Annotated in this window: 18 protein-coding genes; 16 read left to right on the top strand and 2 right to left on the bottom strand. The window is 61.1% G+C overall.

Annotated features, from left to right (window positions below; genetic code table 11):
- Position 1: 1 nt before the first annotated feature.
- From AC15MQ_RS01840 to AC15MQ_RS01905, 14 genes are all read left to right on the top strand, one after another.
- A complete protein-coding gene (locus AC15MQ_RS01840) occupies positions 2-661 on the top strand; it encodes a formate hydrogenlyase (protein ID WP_483079139.1) in 660 nt (219 codons plus the stop codon).
- Between the two features lies 1 nt (position 662).
- Entirely contained in the window at positions 663-2117 is a 1455-nt protein-coding gene (locus AC15MQ_RS01845) for a hydrogenase 4 subunit F (RefSeq protein ID WP_483079140.1), read from the top strand.
- Positions 2118-2174: 57 nt separating this feature from the next.
- On the top strand, positions 2175-3689 hold the full coding sequence (locus AC15MQ_RS01850) for a hydrogenase large subunit (protein WP_483079228.1): 1515 nt from the start codon (positions 2175-2177) through the stop codon (positions 3687-3689).
- Complete coding sequence (locus AC15MQ_RS01855; RefSeq protein WP_287670703.1) at positions 3689-4213, top strand: NADH-quinone oxidoreductase subunit B family protein; 525 nt, start codon at positions 3689-3691, stop codon at positions 4211-4213. The genes AC15MQ_RS01850 and AC15MQ_RS01855 overlap by 1 nt, the downstream gene beginning before the upstream one ends.
- 816 nt (positions 4214-5029) lie before the next feature.
- The gene (locus tag AC15MQ_RS01860; RefSeq protein WP_483079141.1) at positions 5030-5830 is read left to right on the top strand and encodes a hypothetical protein; all 801 of its coding nucleotides are present in this window, start codon (positions 5030-5032) and stop codon (positions 5828-5830) included.
- 177 nt (positions 5831-6007) lie between these two features.
- Positions 6008-6433 carry an EVE domain-containing protein gene (locus AC15MQ_RS01865; protein WP_483079142.1) on the top strand — a complete coding sequence of 142 codons (426 nt, stop codon included), beginning with the start codon at positions 6008-6010 and terminating at the stop codon, positions 6431-6433.
- A gap of 2 nt (positions 6434-6435) precedes the next feature.
- Positions 6436-6927, top strand: a complete 492-nt coding sequence (locus AC15MQ_RS01870; RefSeq protein ID WP_483079143.1) for a hypothetical protein — start codon at positions 6436-6438, stop codon at positions 6925-6927.
- A 27-nt stretch (positions 6928-6954) separates the two neighbouring features.
- On the top strand, positions 6955-7194 hold the full coding sequence (locus tag AC15MQ_RS01875; RefSeq protein WP_483079144.1) for a DUF4160 domain-containing protein: 240 nt from the start codon (positions 6955-6957) through the stop codon (positions 7192-7194).
- Positions 7154-7423: a DUF2442 domain-containing protein gene (locus AC15MQ_RS01880; protein WP_332336278.1), complete on the top strand. Its 270-nt coding sequence runs from the start codon at positions 7154-7156 to the stop codon at positions 7421-7423. The genes AC15MQ_RS01875 and AC15MQ_RS01880 overlap by 41 nt, the downstream gene beginning before the upstream one ends.
- A gap of 408 nt (positions 7424-7831) precedes the next feature.
- The gene (locus AC15MQ_RS01885) at positions 7832-8146 is read left to right on the top strand and encodes a type II toxin-antitoxin system Phd/YefM family antitoxin (RefSeq protein ID WP_483079145.1); all 315 of its coding nucleotides are present in this window, start codon (positions 7832-7834) and stop codon (positions 8144-8146) included.
- A gap of 3 nt (positions 8147-8149) precedes the next feature.
- Positions 8150-8431 carry a type II toxin-antitoxin system RelE/ParE family toxin gene (locus AC15MQ_RS01890; RefSeq protein ID WP_287670725.1) on the top strand — a complete coding sequence of 94 codons (282 nt, stop codon included), beginning with the start codon at positions 8150-8152 and terminating at the stop codon, positions 8429-8431.
- A gap of 161 nt (positions 8432-8592) precedes the next feature.
- Complete coding sequence (locus AC15MQ_RS01895; RefSeq protein WP_483079146.1) at positions 8593-10545, top strand: acyl CoA:acetate/3-ketoacid CoA transferase; 1953 nt, start codon at positions 8593-8595, stop codon at positions 10543-10545.
- A gap of 33 nt (positions 10546-10578) precedes the next feature.
- The gene (locus tag AC15MQ_RS01900) at positions 10579-11772 is read left to right on the top strand and encodes an MFS transporter (RefSeq protein ID WP_483079147.1); all 1194 of its coding nucleotides are present in this window, start codon (positions 10579-10581) and stop codon (positions 11770-11772) included.
- A gap of 201 nt (positions 11773-11973) precedes the next feature.
- Positions 11974-12807 carry a diguanylate cyclase domain-containing protein gene (locus tag AC15MQ_RS01905; protein ID WP_483079148.1) on the top strand — a complete coding sequence of 278 codons (834 nt, stop codon included), beginning with the start codon at positions 11974-11976 and terminating at the stop codon, positions 12805-12807.
- A gap of 23 nt (positions 12808-12830) precedes the next feature.
- Here AC15MQ_RS01905 and AC15MQ_RS01910 read toward each other — a convergent pair whose 3' ends face one another.
- Positions 12831-13046 (bottom strand): hypothetical protein, encoded by a 216-nt coding sequence (locus AC15MQ_RS01910; RefSeq protein ID WP_483079149.1) that lies wholly within the window; start codon positions 13044-13046, stop codon positions 12831-12833.
- Positions 13047-13942: 896 nt separating this feature from the next.
- On the opposite strand from AC15MQ_RS01910, the gene AC15MQ_RS01915 reads away from it, so the two are divergent.
- Positions 13943-15739, top strand: coding sequence for a caspase family protein (locus AC15MQ_RS01915; RefSeq protein WP_483079150.1), 1797 nt, complete (start codon positions 13943-13945; stop codon positions 15737-15739).
- Positions 15740-15871: 132 nt separating this feature from the next.
- Here the strand turns inward: AC15MQ_RS01915 and AC15MQ_RS01920 are convergent, their stop codons facing one another.
- Positions 15872-16033 (bottom strand): DUF4347 domain-containing protein, encoded by a 162-nt coding sequence (locus AC15MQ_RS01920; RefSeq protein WP_483079151.1) that lies wholly within the window; start codon positions 16031-16033, stop codon positions 15872-15874.
- A gap of 172 nt (positions 16034-16205) precedes the next feature.
- Here AC15MQ_RS01920 and AC15MQ_RS01925 point away from each other — a divergent pair, with 172 nt between their 5' ends.
- Positions 16206-16901 (top strand): hypothetical protein, encoded by a 696-nt coding sequence (locus tag AC15MQ_RS01925; RefSeq protein ID WP_483079152.1) that lies wholly within the window; start codon positions 16206-16208, stop codon positions 16899-16901.
- The last annotated feature ends 73 nt before the right edge of the window (positions 16902-16974 follow it).

Raw genomic sequence — 16974 nt, forward strand, 5'->3', positions numbered from 1 at the left:
GATGACCGAACTCGTCGGACAACTGATCAATCTCCTGGCGGCGATCCTGCTGATGCTGTCGTTCGCGATGATCTCGCAGCGGCGAATCCTGTCGCTGATTCACCTGTTTACGGCACAGGGGGCGACCCTGGTGGCGGCGACGGTGCTGGTCGGTTATGCCACGCAGCAACCCCACCTCTACATTTCGGCGGGCATCACGCTGCTGCTCAAGGTGATCGTCATCCCGCTGCTGCTGCATCGCGTCATCACCCGCCTCGATGTGCGCTGGGATGTCGAGACGCTGATCAATATCCCGATGACGATGATCATCGGCATCGCGCTGGTGATCTTTGCCTTCAACCTGGCGCTGCCGATCTCCAAGCTGTCGGTCAGCCTGGCCCGCGGCACGCTCGGCATTGCGCTCGCCTGCGTGCTGCTCTCGTTCATGATGATGATCACCCGTTCGAAAGCGGTGCCGCAGGTGATCGGCTTCCTGTCGATGGAGAACGGGCTGTTCTTCGCCGCCACCTCGGCCACCTACGGCATGCCGATGGTCGTCGAACTCGGCATCGCCCTCGACGTCCTGGTCGGGATCCTGATCCTCGGCGTGTTCCTGTTCCATATCCGTGAACAGTTCGACAGCCTGGACATCAGCCACCTCGAAAAGCTCAAGGAAGACTGAATTGGCGACGCTGTTTTTCGTTCTCGGCATTCCCTTGCTCGGCAGCGTCGTTCTCGCCCTGAGCGGGCACCGCGACGCCGGACGCGAGATCAATGTCGCCTTCAGCCTGGGGACCTTCGTCGCTACTTGTGTGCTCACCACCGAGGTCATTGCCGGCGGCCCGCTCTTCGCCTGGAATCGCGAGTTCTACATCGATCCGCTGAACGTGTTCCTGGTCACCCTGACCGCTTTCGTCGGCCTCACCACCGCCATCTTCTCGCGCCCCTACATGCGTGTCGAACGCGATCACGGCAAGATGACGCCGAATCGCATGCGCCTCTACCACAGCATGTATCAATTGTTCAGCTTCACCATGCTGATCGCGCTGACGACCAACAATCTGGGGATCCTGTGGGTGGCGATGGAGGCGGCGACGCTGACCACCGTTCTCCTGGTCAGCGTCTATCGCACACCGGCGAGCCTGGAGGCCGCCTGGAAATACTTCATCCTCTGCGGCGTCGGCATCGCGCAGGCGCTGTTCGGGACCGTGCTGCTGTACATGGCGGCGGAAAAGGTCATCGGCACCGAGGGGGGCGCGCTGCTATGGACCAATCTCGACGCCGTCAAGGCGCAACTCGACCCGGCGATCATCACCCTCGCGTTTGCCTTCCTGTTCATCGGCTACGGCACCAAGGTCGGTCTGGTGCCGATGCACAACTGGTTGCCCGACGCGCACGCCGAGGGACCGACGCCGGTTTCGGCGGTGCTCTCGGGCCTGCTGCTCAACGTCGCGGTGTATGCCCTGCTGCGCTGCAAGGTGCTTACCGACGGCGCGCTGCACAGCCCCCTCGCCGGTCAGTTGATGATCGCCTTCGGCCTGCTGTCGGTGGTCGTGGCGGCCTTCTTCCTGTCGCGGCAGAAGGACGTCAAGCGCATGTTCGCCTATTCGTCGATCGAACACATGGGGCTGATCACCTTCGCCTTCGGCATCGGCGGACCGATCGCCAACTACGCCTGGCTGCTGCACATGACCGTGCATTCGCTGATCAAGTCGGGCATCTTCTTCGCGGTCGGGCACGCGACGCAAAAGGCCGGGACGCAGAACATGGCCGACATCCGCGGCCTGATCAAGGTCAGCCCGACCGTCGGCTGGGGCTTGATGCTCGGCTCGCTGGCGATCCTCGGCATGCCGCCCTTCGGCGTCTTCGCCAGCGAATTCCTGATTCTCACCACCGCCATGCGCGAGCAGCCGTGGGCCACCCCCTTCCTGCTGCTGGCGCTGGGCGTCGCCTTCGCCGCCGTGTTCAGCCGCGTGCAGCCGATGGTCTTCGGTGAAACGTCGGTCCGGCCGCTGGCGCACCCACCGGCACTGCTGCCGGTGTTTGCGCACCTTGGTCTGGGCCTCATGCTGGGTCTGTATATCCCGCCGTACCTGGACGACTGGTATCGACAGGCGGCGCGAATGATGGGAGGTTGAGGGGTGCTGATCTCCGACCTGGGTCTGGATGTCGAACGCCTGCCGGTCGCGCTGCCGATGTGGCGTGCCTCGGTCCGCGCCGAGACCTGGCGGGCGGTCGCCCAGACGCTGTCCACGGCCGGCGGACGGCTGTTGTCCCTGTGGGGCTCCGATCGCCGCCGCGGCGCCGCCGGCGGACTGGTCGTCTCGGCGGCCTATGTCCTTGCCGACGGCCTGCTCTGGCTGGATCTGCCGCTTGGCGAACGGAACCCAGGCTATCCGGACCTGGCGCCGTTCTTTCCCTGCGCGGCACGCATGCAGCGGGCCACGGCCGACCTGCTGGGGGTGAGCGCCGAAGGGGCCGCCGACCGGCGCGGATGGCTGGACCACGGCGCCTGGCCGGTGCAGGGGTTTCCACTGCGTCGGGAAGGGGGCGCAGCAACTCCGCTGCCGGAAGACCCCCTGGGCACAAGCGAGTATGCATTCGTGCGTGTCGAAGGCGACGGTGTGCACGAGATCCCCGTCGGACCGGTACACGCCGGCATCATCGAACCGGGGCACTTCCGCTTTGCGGTGGTTGGCGAGAAAGTGCTGCGCCTGGAACAACGCCTGGGGTATACGCACAAGGGCGTCGAAAAGCGCTTCACCGAACTGCCGCCGCTGCAGGCGCATCGCCTGGCCGGACGGATTTCCGGCGATTCGACGGTGGCTTACGCCTGGGCCTTCTGCATGGCCCTGGAGTCGCTCGCGGGTTGCGAGATCTCCGAGCGGGCCGGCTCGTTGCGGGCGCTGCTGCTCGAGCGCGAACGCGTTGCCAACCATCTCGGCGATCTCGGCGCGCTCGGCAACGACGCCGCCTTCGCCTTCGGACTGGCGCAGTTCTCGCGACTCCGGGAAGACTGGCTGCGCCTGTCGCAGGAGGCCTTCGGACATCGCCTGATGATGGACTGCGTGCTCCCCGGCGGCGTCGCGTCGGACATTGACGGCGTGGTCGCCAACCGCCTGTCACGCCAGTGCGACGTGATCGAACGCGAAGTGCTGGAATTGCGCCAGGTGTACGACGGGCACGCCGGCTTGCAGGACCGCTTCATGACCACCGGGCGGGTGACGCCGGAACTGGCCGCCCAACTCGGGCTTACCGGCCTAGCCGGCCGCGCCAGCGCGCAGGCCGCCGACCTGCGCCGCGACCAGTACTGGCCACCGTACGACCGGCTGGCGGTACGCATCGCCACGCGTCGCGAGGGCGACGTCGCGGCGCGCGTCGGCGTGCGTTTTGACGAGCTACTCGAATCCCTGCGCCTGCTGCGCCTGCTGCTCGCCAGGCCTGGCGCCGGCGCGACACAGAGCCCACTGCGTCTGCCCGAGCAGGCCGCGTTTGGCGCCGGCTGGGTCGAAGGCTGGCGCGGCGAGGTCTTCGTCGCGCTCGAATGGGACGGCGAGCGTGGCGCGCAGGCCATCCGTCGCTGCCACGTCCACGATCCCTCCTGGCAGAACTGGCTGGTGCTCGAACACGCGGTGATCGGCAACATCGTCCCCGACTTTCCGCTGATCAACAAGTCCTTCAACCTCAGCTACTCGGGACACGACCTCTGATGTGGCGCATCCTCAGACAGATCGCACGCCACGGCATTTGCAGCGAGGCCGCGCCCGCGTGCAGCGACGCCCTGCGCGCGCAAGGCGCAGAGATTCAAGACGAACTGCTGGCCATTCTCGGCCAGGCGCTGACCATTCGCCAGGTCGATGCCGGTTCCTGCAACGGCTGCGAGCTGGAAATCAACGCCCTGAACAATCCCTACACCAACCTCGAAGGCCTGGGCATCAAGTTCGTCGCCAGCCCTCGCCACGCCGACCTGCTGCTGGTCACCGGACCCGTGACGCGCAACATGGCAGAGGCCTTGCGCCGGACCTATGACGCCACCCCGGCACCGAAACTGGTCGTCGCCGTCGGCGACTGCGGCTGCGACGGCGGCATCTTCGGCGAGAGCTACGCGACTTGCGGTCGCGTGGCCAATGTCATCCCGGTTGATGTCGCGGTGCCCGGCTGCCCGCCACCGCCGCTCGAGATCCTGCGCGGGATTCTGACGGCGGTGCGCCGCTGTCGAGCGCCGTCGGCCTGAAGACAGGCGGCTGACGCTCCCCTCAATTTCTTCGGGAGCGGACCTGCAGACGATGTCCTGCTCAGTGATGCACTGGGTCAACTCAACTTCGGTCCAGACTCGCTCGGTGACCTCTGCGGCGGCAACGCCAATCCCAACGCCCCGCCGTATTGGCTGGGCGCCTGGGATCTTGCGCAAGTTGCGGCATCGGTGCCTGAACCCGGCACGGGGTTATTGATGCTTCCCACCATGCTGCTGGCCGACGGTTTCAGAAGAGCTTCGGGTGTGGGCGGGTCTTGCGGAGGGTAGTCCGGTCTCCCTGTGCTCGGTTCTCTGTGCGCCGCATTCCTGGAGTCGGCATGGCGCCATCGCACAAGCAAGCCAATCAGGTTAGCCAGTGCACCGCATTGACGGATACTTGATGGAACCCCGTGGGCTGATCGGTTGGCAGCGATCGCAGTAGCTGGCTGGTTGGGAGTCCTGATGTGCCAGTATCCACTTCGAGCGGTGGCGATGTCGCCGCGAAGGGGTAGAGGCATTCGCAGGGGGCGCAATAACCACCATGTCGCCGTGCCGCTTTACGCGGTTTTTTAGTACAGTGTCGCAACGCGGGCACACGACGCCAGTGCTGCTACGGAGAGGCCTTCAACGCGAACCATGATGCAGCATCAGGGAGCCGGCGCCGGAGTTGTGGCGCAAACTTGTCTCCCGATAAGCGCTCTCGGATAAGTTTTTCGATCTTCAGAGGCTCCTAGCCAGGCAAATACGTTCCTAAAAACACGAAAGACTTCTTACCTTACAGATCGCTTCACAAAGATAGCCACAAACTACCACGCGATGACCACCAACCTCTCCAAATACAAGTCCGACCTCGATAAGCTGGTCGCGCTGGGCAGTAAGATGCACCTCGACTTGGTATTTCGACATCGCGCCGAGGTCGGAAAGCTGTCGAAAGAACATCAGGAGATGTACGAGAAGGTCAAAGATGCATTTGAAGATAACTATCAGGCATGGTACACAGAGGCAGGCTCGGTCATCCGCCAGCTGATCCCGGATCGGTCGTCTGAGTTTCAAGAACTCTACAAAGGGGACGGGAAACGAAAGACAACAGAACTTCAGACATACCACATTCAGGATTGGTTAAATGGGGTTCGTGCAAACACTGCGAAAGGAACAGCCGACAAAATATTCAACGATCTTGCAATTGTGTCCTTACGGTTCAATACGCAGACTTTAATACTTAGTGCGGTTCAGGCAAGGTTTAAGAGTTCGCTATTCGACATAAAGCAGCTAGTACAGGCGGATCTATTTGACTCTGAACTCGACGCGGCACGTGAGCTCTCTAAGAATGGGTTTCACCGAGCCGCCGGAGCAGTCGCTGGCGTCGTCCTTGAGAAGCATCTTGGTCAGGTTGTGGCGAACCACGCCATCGCCACGAAGAAGCAACATCCAACCATCAGCGACTTCAATGACTTGCTCAAGAACGGCGCTATCCTAGATGTTCCAGCTTGGCGAAACATCCAGCGCTTGGGGGATCTGCGCAATCTATGCGATCACAGTAAACACCGAGACCCGACGAAAGAGGAGATCGCCGAACTCATTGATGGTGTTGACAAGATCACCAAGACGCTCTTCTAGCTAGCCGGTGATGGCTGACCCCTCGCTCGCCTCCGCGGCCCGGTTACCTCGAACGTTTGGCCGCGCGCATGAACTATTTCAACACGAGCGACGGTTGAAGATAATAGTGATTAACCAGAAACAGATCAACCATTTCTCGCAACAGTCGCCAAATGGATTTTATCAAAGCCAAAAAATATGAACTACTGGATCTTCCAAGGAAACCCAACCCGTTTTGACGTCGCTGATCGCAGTAAAGTTGACGATGGCAAACAGGAGACTTGGCTTGTAAGCCGCTACCGCGAACTGATGCACGCTGGTGATGTTGTTTTCCTCTGGCGATCGGGAGAAACGAGCAGACGCGGCATCTACGCTTGGGGAATTATGCAGGGGGAGCCGGAATACCACGAAAACTGGGGAGCGGGGGTCAGGATATTATACAGGAAGCGCCTTCCAGAACACATCCCGGCCTCCGTGATGCAAGCCATTCCACTACTCCGGGATCATCTTATATTCCGGATGGCAATTGGTACAAACTTTGCACTTTCCAAGGCGGAGGCGGCTGCCATCGAGGAAATTATTGGTCGCCGTTTCGGCCCGGATTACACACCGGGGGGGCATTAATCATGCGCGGCTGGCTTTTTGGAGTCTTCTTAATCGCTCTTCTGGTTTCGATCATACTAACTGCTGTTGGACTTCTTGCCAATTGGGGCATCTGGATAACAACCCCTTTGGTCAAGCAGGGCGAGAAGCTACCACTGCTGGAAAATCTTGTAACGGGTGTTCTCTTGGCAATCGTTGCGCTCCTACTTGAGTTGGGGAGAAGATGGTTCATTGCAAGAAACGCGAAGGATCAATTGGCAGATGCTTACGTACGTTTGGTCGCTGCAGCAGTGATTCTTCCAACAACTACTAAGGAAGAATCGGATACCAACTACACTTACATTACCGATTATATCGACCAAAACCTCGAACTTGAAAACGAGGAGTTGAAATCGGTGGTCTCAACGGGCGTTAAGTCAGCAATGCTTGAAATGATGCGAATTCGATATGGAGGCGCAGCAAGACCCCAGCGACAAATTGAAGTGCTGCCCGTAGATGGGGCCAGCGCGGCCTAAAGCAAACATACGAATATTCTTTCACAAATGAGTCCAACCGTTTTTCGAGAAAGCGGCTTCCGTTTTTATTTCTTCTCGCGTGAAGAGCCCAGAATGCACGTCCATGTGCAGGGCCAGAATGGAGAGGCAAAATTTTGGGTTGAACCCACGATTGAACTTGCCCAGCACGTCGGGCTTTCCCGGAGCGAAATCAACGAAGCACTTCGCCTGGTTCAGGAACACCAAAATGAAATCCGCAGCGCCTGGCTTGAACACTTCCCCAGTTGAAGTAACCAATATCTCTCGGCATGGTTTCTGGCTGTTGCTGGAGGACGAAGAATTGTTTCTTCCGTTCTCTGACTTCCCCTGGTTTCAGCATGCCGCTGTCGGGAAGATTCTTCATGTCGAGCGTCCATCAGCAAACCATTTGTATTGGCCTGAGCTGGATGTGGACTTGGCGGTTGAGTCTATTCGTTATCCCGAGAGATTCCCTCTGGTCAGTAAACCCGATGCCTGAATTGGGATGGATCGTGCGAAGAAAAGATCCATCCAATTGTTCGAAGAACCCGGGCCGGAGCGCTGGGCCCGCCTTCTGCAAACATGTTTTCTGGATTTACCCCAGAGGCATGAGCGCCGGAGTGCCAGGAGCGGGAAATTTCGGCGCGTTGCGGACACCAATTTCTGCTCCCGGTTTTACTCCGATTCTCTCTGTTCGAACCGTCTCGGCTTCACCAGCAGACAGGCGCAATGTACGGCGAAGCCGTTATTCGCGCTTTGTTCCTGTGCCGCTGGCCGAACGGAGAGAGGCGTTCCGGGTGAAATGAGGGCGAGGCCCTTCCCGCCCGGTCTGGCGCAGATTCCCTTGCACAGATGGCTCTTGTAGCTACAATAGACACATTACCATCCATCAATCAAGGATATGTCGATGAAATCCATGAGTGCACGCGATGCGAAGAATCATTTCGGCGAGTTCCTGGATGCGTCACAGCGGGAGCCGGTCGTCATCACGAAGAACGGCCGGCCGGTCGGGATCATGATTTCGATCGAGGACGCCCTTGATACGGTGCTTCCGGAAATGATCATCGACCGAGAGTCCGGCTACGATGGCTGGCTCTTCGAGAAGGTGGCTGGCACGATCAAGCGCGTAGAGACAGGGGAAACGGAACTCATCGAGCACAGCGAAGCGGTGAAGCGCGTGCGGGAGCGTCTCAAGGCGCGATTCAGTGAGCGAACTGCATAGGCCGTGCGCATCACCTGGACGATCGAGGCGCTTGATGATCTCGAAAACATCCTCGCCTACTACTACGAGCAGTCTTGGCCGGTTACGGCCGAAGCGGTCGAAGCCCGGATCGCTTTGGTCATCGAAAAGCTACGGGACTTCCCGGAGCGGATTCGCGCGAGTGACCGGATTCCCGGAGCGCGAGAATTGGGGATTCACCGTCTTCCGTACATCGCATTTGTCTGCGTCACAGTAGATGAAATCCAGGTGCTCAACATCGTCCATTCGATGAGGAAATTTCCGTAATTTGAGGCGAAAACCTGCAAGGAAACCCCGAAGGGAAGGCTCGTGCATGTCACGGATGGCGGTGTCGCATCGCGGCCGGCGCGACGCAGGCGAGGCCGCCGGTCGCCTGGCGCATGCACACTGCGGCCAACAATCACCTGGATGATCGAGAGGAAACCACCATGCGCAGCAAGATTGTCACCGCCGACGAAGCGATCGCCCTGATCCGTGACGGCGATACCCTGGCCAGTACCGGCTTCGTCCAGACCGGCTTCGCCGAAGCCCTGCTGTCGGCGCTGGAGCGCCGCTTCCTGGCCACCGGCAGCCCGCGCAACCTGGCCTTGTTCGCCGCCGCCGGTCAGGGCGACGGCAAGACGCTGGGGCTCAACCACCTCGGCCACGAAGGCCTGCTGCGGCGGGTGGTGGCCGGCCACTGGGGGCGCATGCCGAAGGTCGCGCAACTGGCGCTCGACAATCGCATCCAGGCCTACAACCTGCCGCAGGGCATCATCTGCCAGTTGTTCCGGGACCTCGCCGCGGGCAAGCCGGGTTCGTTCTCCAAGGTCGGGCTGCATACCTTCGTCGACCCGCGCTACGGCGGTGGCCGGGTCAATGCCGGGACCACCAAGGACATCGTCAGCCTGGTCGAGGTCGATGGCGAGGAGTGGCTGTTCTACAAGGTTGGCCAGGTCAATGTCGCCTTCGTGCGCGGCACCACCGCCGATACCTTCGGCAACATCACCATGGAACGCGAAGCACTGACCCTGAACAACCTGGCGATGGCCATGGCGGTGAAGAACAGCAACGGCATCGTCATCGCCCAGGTCGAGCGGATCGCCGAGCGCAGCGGCCTGCCGCCACGGCAGGTCAGGATTCCGGGGATTCTGGTCGACTGCGTGGTGGTCGCCGAGCCGCTGCAGCACATGCAGACCCTGGCCACCCAGTACAGCGCCGCCTATGCCGGCGAATTCCGGGTGCCGCGCGCCAGTCTGGTGTCGACGCCGCTGACCGAGCGCAAGATCATCGCCCGGCGCGCAGCCTTCGAATTGCCGCCCAACGGGATCATCAACCTGGGCGTCGGGATGCCCGAAGGGGTGGCGGCGGTCGCCGACGAGGAGCGGATCTCGCATCTACTGACGCTGACCGTCGAATCCGGGCTGATCGGCGGCATTCCGTCGAGCGGCGGCAACTTCGGGACCGGGGTGAACATGGATGCGGTGCTCGACGAGAACCAGCAATTCGATTTCTACGACGGTGGCGGCCTCGACATGGCGTGTCTGGGCATGGCCGAGTGCGATGCCACCGGCAACGTCGGCGTCAGCCGCTACGGCGGCCGCCTGACCGGCGCCGGCGGCTTCATCAACATCAGCCAGAACGCTCGCCTGGTGGTCTTCGTCGGCACCTTCACCGGCCGCGGGCTGAAGGTCGAGGTGGTTGACGGCAAGCTGCGGATCGTCGAGGAGGGCCGGCAGCGGAAGTTCCTCAAAGAGGTCGAGCAGATCACCTTCAACGGCCAGTACGCCTACGATCGCGGCAAGCCGGTGTATTACATCACCGAACGCTGCGTTTTCCGTCGGGTGCGGCGGGGGCTGGCGCTGATCGAGGTGGCGCCGGGCATTGACGTCGAACGGGACATCCTGCCGTACATGGCGTTCGAGCCGATCATCGGCGAATATGGCGAAATGGACGCACGCATCTTCAATACCAACCCGATGGGCCTGGAGGCGGAACTGCTCAACCTGTCCTTGCCGGAACGGGTGATCTACGATCCGGAGCGCAACATCCTGTTCCTCAATTTCGAGGGCATGCACGTGCGCGGCGCCGATGACGTGAAGGCGATCTGGGATATCTGCGAACTGCGCTGCCGGGCGGCCGGCAAGCGCGTCGGGGTGATCATCAACTACGACCGTTTTCGCATCAACCAGGACATGTACGACGCCTATGCGGAGATGGACCGTTATTTTCTGGCCAATTACTTCAGTCAGATCACCCGCTACGCCACCAGCGCCTTCCTGCGCTCCAAGCTCGGCGAGGCGTTCTCCGCGCGCAGCATCGCGCCGCATGTCTTCGAACGCCGGGAGGAGGCGCAGGCGTTCCTGGCCGGGCGCAATGGCGACGCCGGCCGCCGCAACTGAGCCGGTGAGCAACACCCACACAGAGGAACCGCCGTGCTGCCCGTGAACCGCGACGCCGGCAGGATTCCCCCCGCGATCTGGGCGCTGGGCTTTGTCAGCCTGCTGATGGATGTGTCTTCGGAACTGATCCACAGCCTGCTGCCGGTGTTCCTGTTCACGGCTCTCGGCGTCAGCGCGCTGACGATCGGCCTGATCGAGGGCGCGGCGGAAGCGACGGCGTTGATCGTGAAGGTTTTCTCGGGCGTGCTCTCCGACTGGTGGGGCAAGCGCAAGCCGCTGGCCCTGCTCGGTTACGGCCTGGGGGCGATCGCCAAGCCGTTGTTCGCGCTGGCCGGGGACGCCGGGATGGTGGTGGCCGCCCGGCTCATCGACCGCGTCGGCAAGGGCATCCGGGGCGCGCCGCGCGATGCGCTGGTGGCCGACCTCGCACCGCCCGGCATACGCGGGGCGGCTTTCGGTCTGCGCCAGTCGCTCGACACCGTGGGCGCCTTTCTCGGGCCACTGCTGGCGATCGGGTTGATGTTCGCCTGCGCCAACGATTTTCGGGCCGTGTTCTGGGTGGCTACCCTCCCGGCAGGCCTCGCTGTCGCGCTGTTGTTCTTCGGCGTGCGCGAGCCCGCGGGCGGGCCGGTCGCCAGACGTGTCAACCCGATCCGTGGCGAGAACCTGCGTCGCCTCTCGGGCGACTACTGGTGGGTGGTGGGCATCGGCGCGGCATGCACGCTGGCGCGGTTTTCGGAAGCCTTTCTGGTCCTGCGCGCCGCGCAGGGCGGGCTGCCTGTCGCCCTGACGCCGCTGGTGCTGATCGGCATGAATCTGATCTACGCGGCCAGTGCCTACCCCTTCGGGAAGTTGTCGGACCGCCTGTCCCACACCGGGCTGCTGGCCTGGGGACTGGTCGTGCTGATCGCGGCCGATGTGCTCCTGGCGTACAGCAACCACTGGGTCTGGGTGTGGGCCGGCATCTCCTTCTGGGGCCTGCACCTGGGCATCACCCAGGGCCTGCTGGCGACGATGGTGGCGGCCACGGCGCCGGCCGATCTGCGCGGCACCGCCTATGGCTTCTTCAATCTCGTCAGCGGACTCGCGATGCTGGTGGCCAGCGCCCTGGCCGGGCTGCTCTGGGATCGCGCCGGGGCCACATTCACCTTTCTCGCCGGCGCGGGTTTCAGCGCCATGGCCCTGATCGCGATGGTCGTCCGCGGCACGCGGTGCACCGAGTCATGAGCGTGAGGGAGCAAGACCCGGTTTCCGGTACCGGCCGGTTTTCCTGGTAACTGGAGCAGTGCGCCCATGTTGGCGGGCGCACAGACGGCGATGGTCTTCCGGCGTACCCTGCTGAACTCGATCGGGCGCCACGCTGGCTGACGGCAGTACGCTCCGGGACGGTGCAAGGAAGCATTCGACAGCGCGCGGAGGGCACAGACCATGAAGAATGAACCCGGATCAGTAACTCCCGATGTCGCCGTACACGCCAAAGCCCTGACCCGGGTGCTCGGGCAGAGCGAGCACGTGAAGCTCCTGGTGGAGGAGTGCGCCGACGAGTTGTCGTCGGTCAATCTGGCGCTCAAGGAGGAAGTCGCTGGACAGCATCAACTCCCGGGAATCGAGGAGGCCCTGGAAAAGACCGAGGCTATCGAAGGGAAGGTGCTGGAAGCGGCGGACAAGCTCTCGGTCGTGAACCAGGCTCTCGAAGTCGAGGTGGAGGCGCGGCACGTTCTCGAAGAGCGGCTGGCCGAGTTGACGCAGGAGGAAGAAGCGGCGCGGCATGCCGCTTTTCACGATGCCCTGACCGGTCTGCCGAACCGCGCCCTCTTCGACAATCGGCTGGCGCACGCGCTGGCCCAGGCCAGACGCCGCGGCTGGAGCCTGGCGGTGATGTTCATGGACCTCGACGATTTCAAGAAGATCAACGACGTGCACGGCCACGATGTCGGCGACGCCGTGCTGAAAACCGTCGCCGCGCGCTTGCAGGAAAGCACGCGCGCGGACGACACGGTCTGCCGCCATGGCGGCGACGAGTTCCTGTACCTGTTGGTGGCGTCCGGCGAAGTGGGCGACGTGACTCTTGTCGCGGAAAAGATCGCCCGAGCGATTGCCGCGCCCTGTCGGCTCGGCATCGGTGAGTTCCGCATCAGGCCGAGCATCGGCATCTCGATTTTTCCGAAGGACGGAGCGACGGCCTTCGAGCTGATCAAGCGCGCAGATGCGGCAATGTACGAAGCCAAAAGAAACCGCTCAGGGCATGCTTTTGCTCGCTGATCAGGGTGGCTGTACGCATTCGGTCAGAGAAATAGATCAGCAGCGGTCAGGGTGGTCACCCCGACGAGCTGAATCGCGAACTCCGCGGCGGTGTCGGCGTCGTTGTTGCCGTAGAGGACATGCGCGGTGGTGTCGAAGTACAGATCGCCGGGGCTGGCGAAGACACCGGAGAACGTCCCCCCAGCACCGGAGCGGTGAACGCCTGGTCGCCGGCGAGCGCCTCGGCATACGTCTTCCACGAGGCTTCAGTAATCTCGGCAATGACCTGCAGGGTGGGGGTATCCAGCCGGCCGCCGATGGCGAAGGTCTTGCCCGTGTCTTTACAGTGATTGAAGAGGTCGGCCTGGGTACGTGAAGTTTGCGGCGCGCACTGCCCGGCTGCGGCATCTCGGTGGCCAGCCAGCGGCCCAAACCCACACCGCGGATGAACTCGCCGAACAGCGCCAGCCCGGCATTGGCCGTCAGCCGTTCTTCCGTCGCTTCGATCTTGAACGGAAGCACCGACTGTGCCAGATTCATCATCGCTTGGCCTCCCCTGTTCATCCAGCGGGTGCTCGTACCGATGCCGATAGTCTACCGGAAAGCCTATATATACCGGCCTTCAACAGGTTCTATGCGGTTCGAATCACGGAATTTGGGGACAAGGCTACCGCTTTACAGAGATAGGCATCAACGGGTACTATCGGACAAGGGGCTGACAGTGAAGATGTTTTAAGCAGCCTAAACAAGCTCCAAGTCACTGCGATAAACCACGAACTACCGACGAATGGGCCGATTGCTCAAGATCTGGCAACATTAAATAATCTATTCAGTAATTCTCATTATGACTAAAGCAATCGGGCGATCTGGTCGGATAACGCCTTTTTGCTGTCCATGAGAGAGAGGGGTTTGGCCCCTAAGTATTTCTGATTTTAACGTGCTCAATGGGGATGGCCACGTGCAAACTGTTAGTTTGAAAACGGCACTAGCCGTATACGGGTGCAGTCTGGGGCTGGCTGGTTGCGTAGCGAACAAAGCCCAAGTTACTATGCTTCAGGCTCCGGAAGTCGCCGAGGCCTCTGCTTTCAAATCGATGTCAGTGGCTCGCTTTTCGGGGCAGTACGGCGATAGCCTAGCCGTTGCCATGGAAAGCGCCATGATGAATGCACGGGTTCAAGAAAAGCCCGTTTATCGTTCGGTCAGCCGAGCATCGGAAGGACGCTCCGTTAGCAGCGACACCAAGTCGCTGGCCAGTGCAGCTCGTGCTCAGGGGGCAGATGCCATTCTTGTCGGGGAAGTCACACAGGCCGTCGTACAGGATCAACGTAGCACCACGACCCAGTTTGTCTGCGACCAGACGGCAGACCCCAAAAAGTTGGTGAGCAAGTGCGTTTCCGGTCGCAACGTGACCATTCCGTGCATTGATCGCAGGGCCAGTATGCAAGTGCAAGTCCGGCTAATCAATGCCAAGACCGGTAACGCCGTCTTCAGCCAGGCCATTACCAAACAGGAGGGCAGTCAGGCCTGCGGTAGTGATTCGCCGAAGGACGGCCGGATGCTGCTGGGTAGCCTGCAAGCTGCGGTAGTGGACGAGGTCATGCGCAAGATCGTCCCCCACGAGAAAAATATGTCGGTGTCCCTGATGGATCCGGATGATCGCATCCGATCCTCGGCCAACAAGGATCGCTTTGCCGGTGCCATCAAGTTTGCCAACGGTGGTCGGATGGACAGGGCATGCGAAATGATGAGGGATGTTTACGAACAGGAGAAAGAATCCGTCGCTCTCAATTATGATCTCGGCGTCTGCGAAGAAGCAGCTGGGGCCTTCTGGAAAGCGAGCGAGCACTACCGTATTGCTGATCGTCTGACCAACGAGCCAAATAGTCTCATTACAGCCGCGCTGACCCGCAACGATCAGAACATCAAGAAGGCCGGCGCAATGGCCAATATTCGATCGGATCTGGTAAAGACGGATCGCCTGGAGGCTGGCGCTTCACCGCAAACGATCAACAAGCGTGACTCCCGGCCGTCAGCTTCTCAGGCGATCCCGAATGCCCCGCAGAACATCAGTCCCGACGCACTATTTCTTGGTCAACGAACGGCTCTGGTCATGGGTAATTCGAAGTACCGGCGCGGAGCACTGCTCAACCCGGTCAACGATGCCAGAGCCATGGCGATCGAGTTGCGAAAATCCGGCTTCCAGGTCATTGCAGTGGAAGATGCCGGCCTGGATAGGATGAATTCTGCCATTGAAGAATTTGGCAGAGCCATCAAACGAGGCGGGGTGGCCCTGGTTTTCTATGCAGGTCATGGCATGCAGGTCAATGGAGAAAATTACCTGATCCCGATAGATGCTGACCTGAAAAAAGAAACCGACATTCAATCCAAGACCCTGAATTTGGGGCTGATCCTGACCAAGCTGGAGGATGCCAAGTCTCAAGTCAACGTCGTTGTCCTGGATGCCTGCCGCGACAACCCCTTTGCACGATCCTGGCGTTCGGCTGGTAAAGGAGGATTGGCTTCCATTGATGCGCCTACCGGGACGGTAATTGCCTTTGCCACGGCTCCAGGCAAGACCGCTGCCGACGGCTCAGGAGCAAATGGCCTGTTTACCACTCACTTTCTGAGGCAGCTGCGGATTCCCAACCAGAAGCTGGAGGACGTGCTGAAAAATACCCGTAAAGGCGTAGCCGCCGAATCTCAGAACGAGCAGATTCCCTGGGATTCGTCTTCTCTGACGGGTGATTTCTACTTCAAGGTCAGCAACAGCGTCATGACAGCCAAGGCGGGACAGCCTCCTGAAACCGGTGGAGCAGAACAAACCACTGTGGCCACACGCAGTATAAAGATTGACGGGGCGGCAGATAAGTCTCAACCGGATGGCACAGCATCTGACAGTCCGGTAGGCGGATTGTTTAACTCCCTCAAGGGGATGTTTAAACCCCAGGATTGACAGCACTTGCAGCGAGGTCGCGAGGTAGCGAGGCCCAGGCTGTTACCCAAGACGGGAAATCCCCCGGCTTTGCCGGGGGATGGTTACTGATCTTCCTGCACGCGCATGGGGTATTCACCTCCCGTGCGGTGCTCATCGACAAGACCTGCGGGCTGCTGGCAGCTGGGCAGCCATCTGAAGCAAACCATCCGAAGCGCTATCCAGAATATGGACTTCGCTGACGCCAGCCAGGCTATTGGCCAGCCTCTGGTAGTCGGCAACGCGGGAATCGATGAAAACAAGGTTTCTGGACATGATGAGGTTGTCGGCTGGAACGTCGGCACAGGGGATGCCAAAGGCGTATCGTGATTTCGTGGGGAAGGCGCGGATCGCTATAATGGGCCGATAGTACCGCAGGTGATGAGCATTCGTTCACACCCCGACGTTGCCCTTGGGCGCTTCCGCCAGTTCAGATGGACCTGACGCCATGACCGTTTCCGCTCCGCCAGGCCTCCTGAAGCGCTGGACCCTGCTCGTGGCCGGCAGCGTCGCCTGCGGCGCGCTGTCGGCCGTCGACCTTGCCGAATGCGAGCGGCTGCCGATGCCGGCGGTGAGCGTGCAGTTGATGGAGAACAAGGTCGGTTTCAACACCGAGTTCGGCTATCGCTCGCTGACCAGTATCGGCGGCGACAAGGTGCGCCCCGGCAGCCAGGTGCTCGGACTGACCCGGGCGAATGCCGTCGCCCGCTTCAATCTGAACATGCCCGCCTACCGCGACGCCGGCCAACGCTACGAGTGTGCGAGCCCGCAGATTACGCTGACGCTGGGTTTCAACCAGATCACGGTCTATGTCGGCAAGGAGTTTCCGAAGGGGAGCTGCGCGTACAAGGAAATCCTCGCGCACGAGATGCGGCATGTGAAGGCCTATCAGGCGCACCTGACCAGCGTGCAGAAGGAAGTGCAGGGCGGCATCAGCAATCGTTTTGCTACCGGCAGCGTGTGGCGCGGCGCGGTCGGCGCGAGCTACGCGCGCGTGCTCCAGGAACTCGACGAGCGTTGGCTTCCCTACGTCAATCGGGAAATCGGCAAGGTCGAGGAACCGCAAGCCCTGATCGATACCCCGGAAGAATATGAGCGCCTGCAGAATGCCTGCAATGGCGAGGTCAGGAAGGTGCTGCAGTGATCGTCGGCGACGAACGACGGGCTGTCGCGGTTGCCGGCAAACCGGCGATCGGTTATGGTGCGCGTCTCGTCAA

Source organism: Candidatus Accumulibacter propinquus (assembly GCF_056856495.1).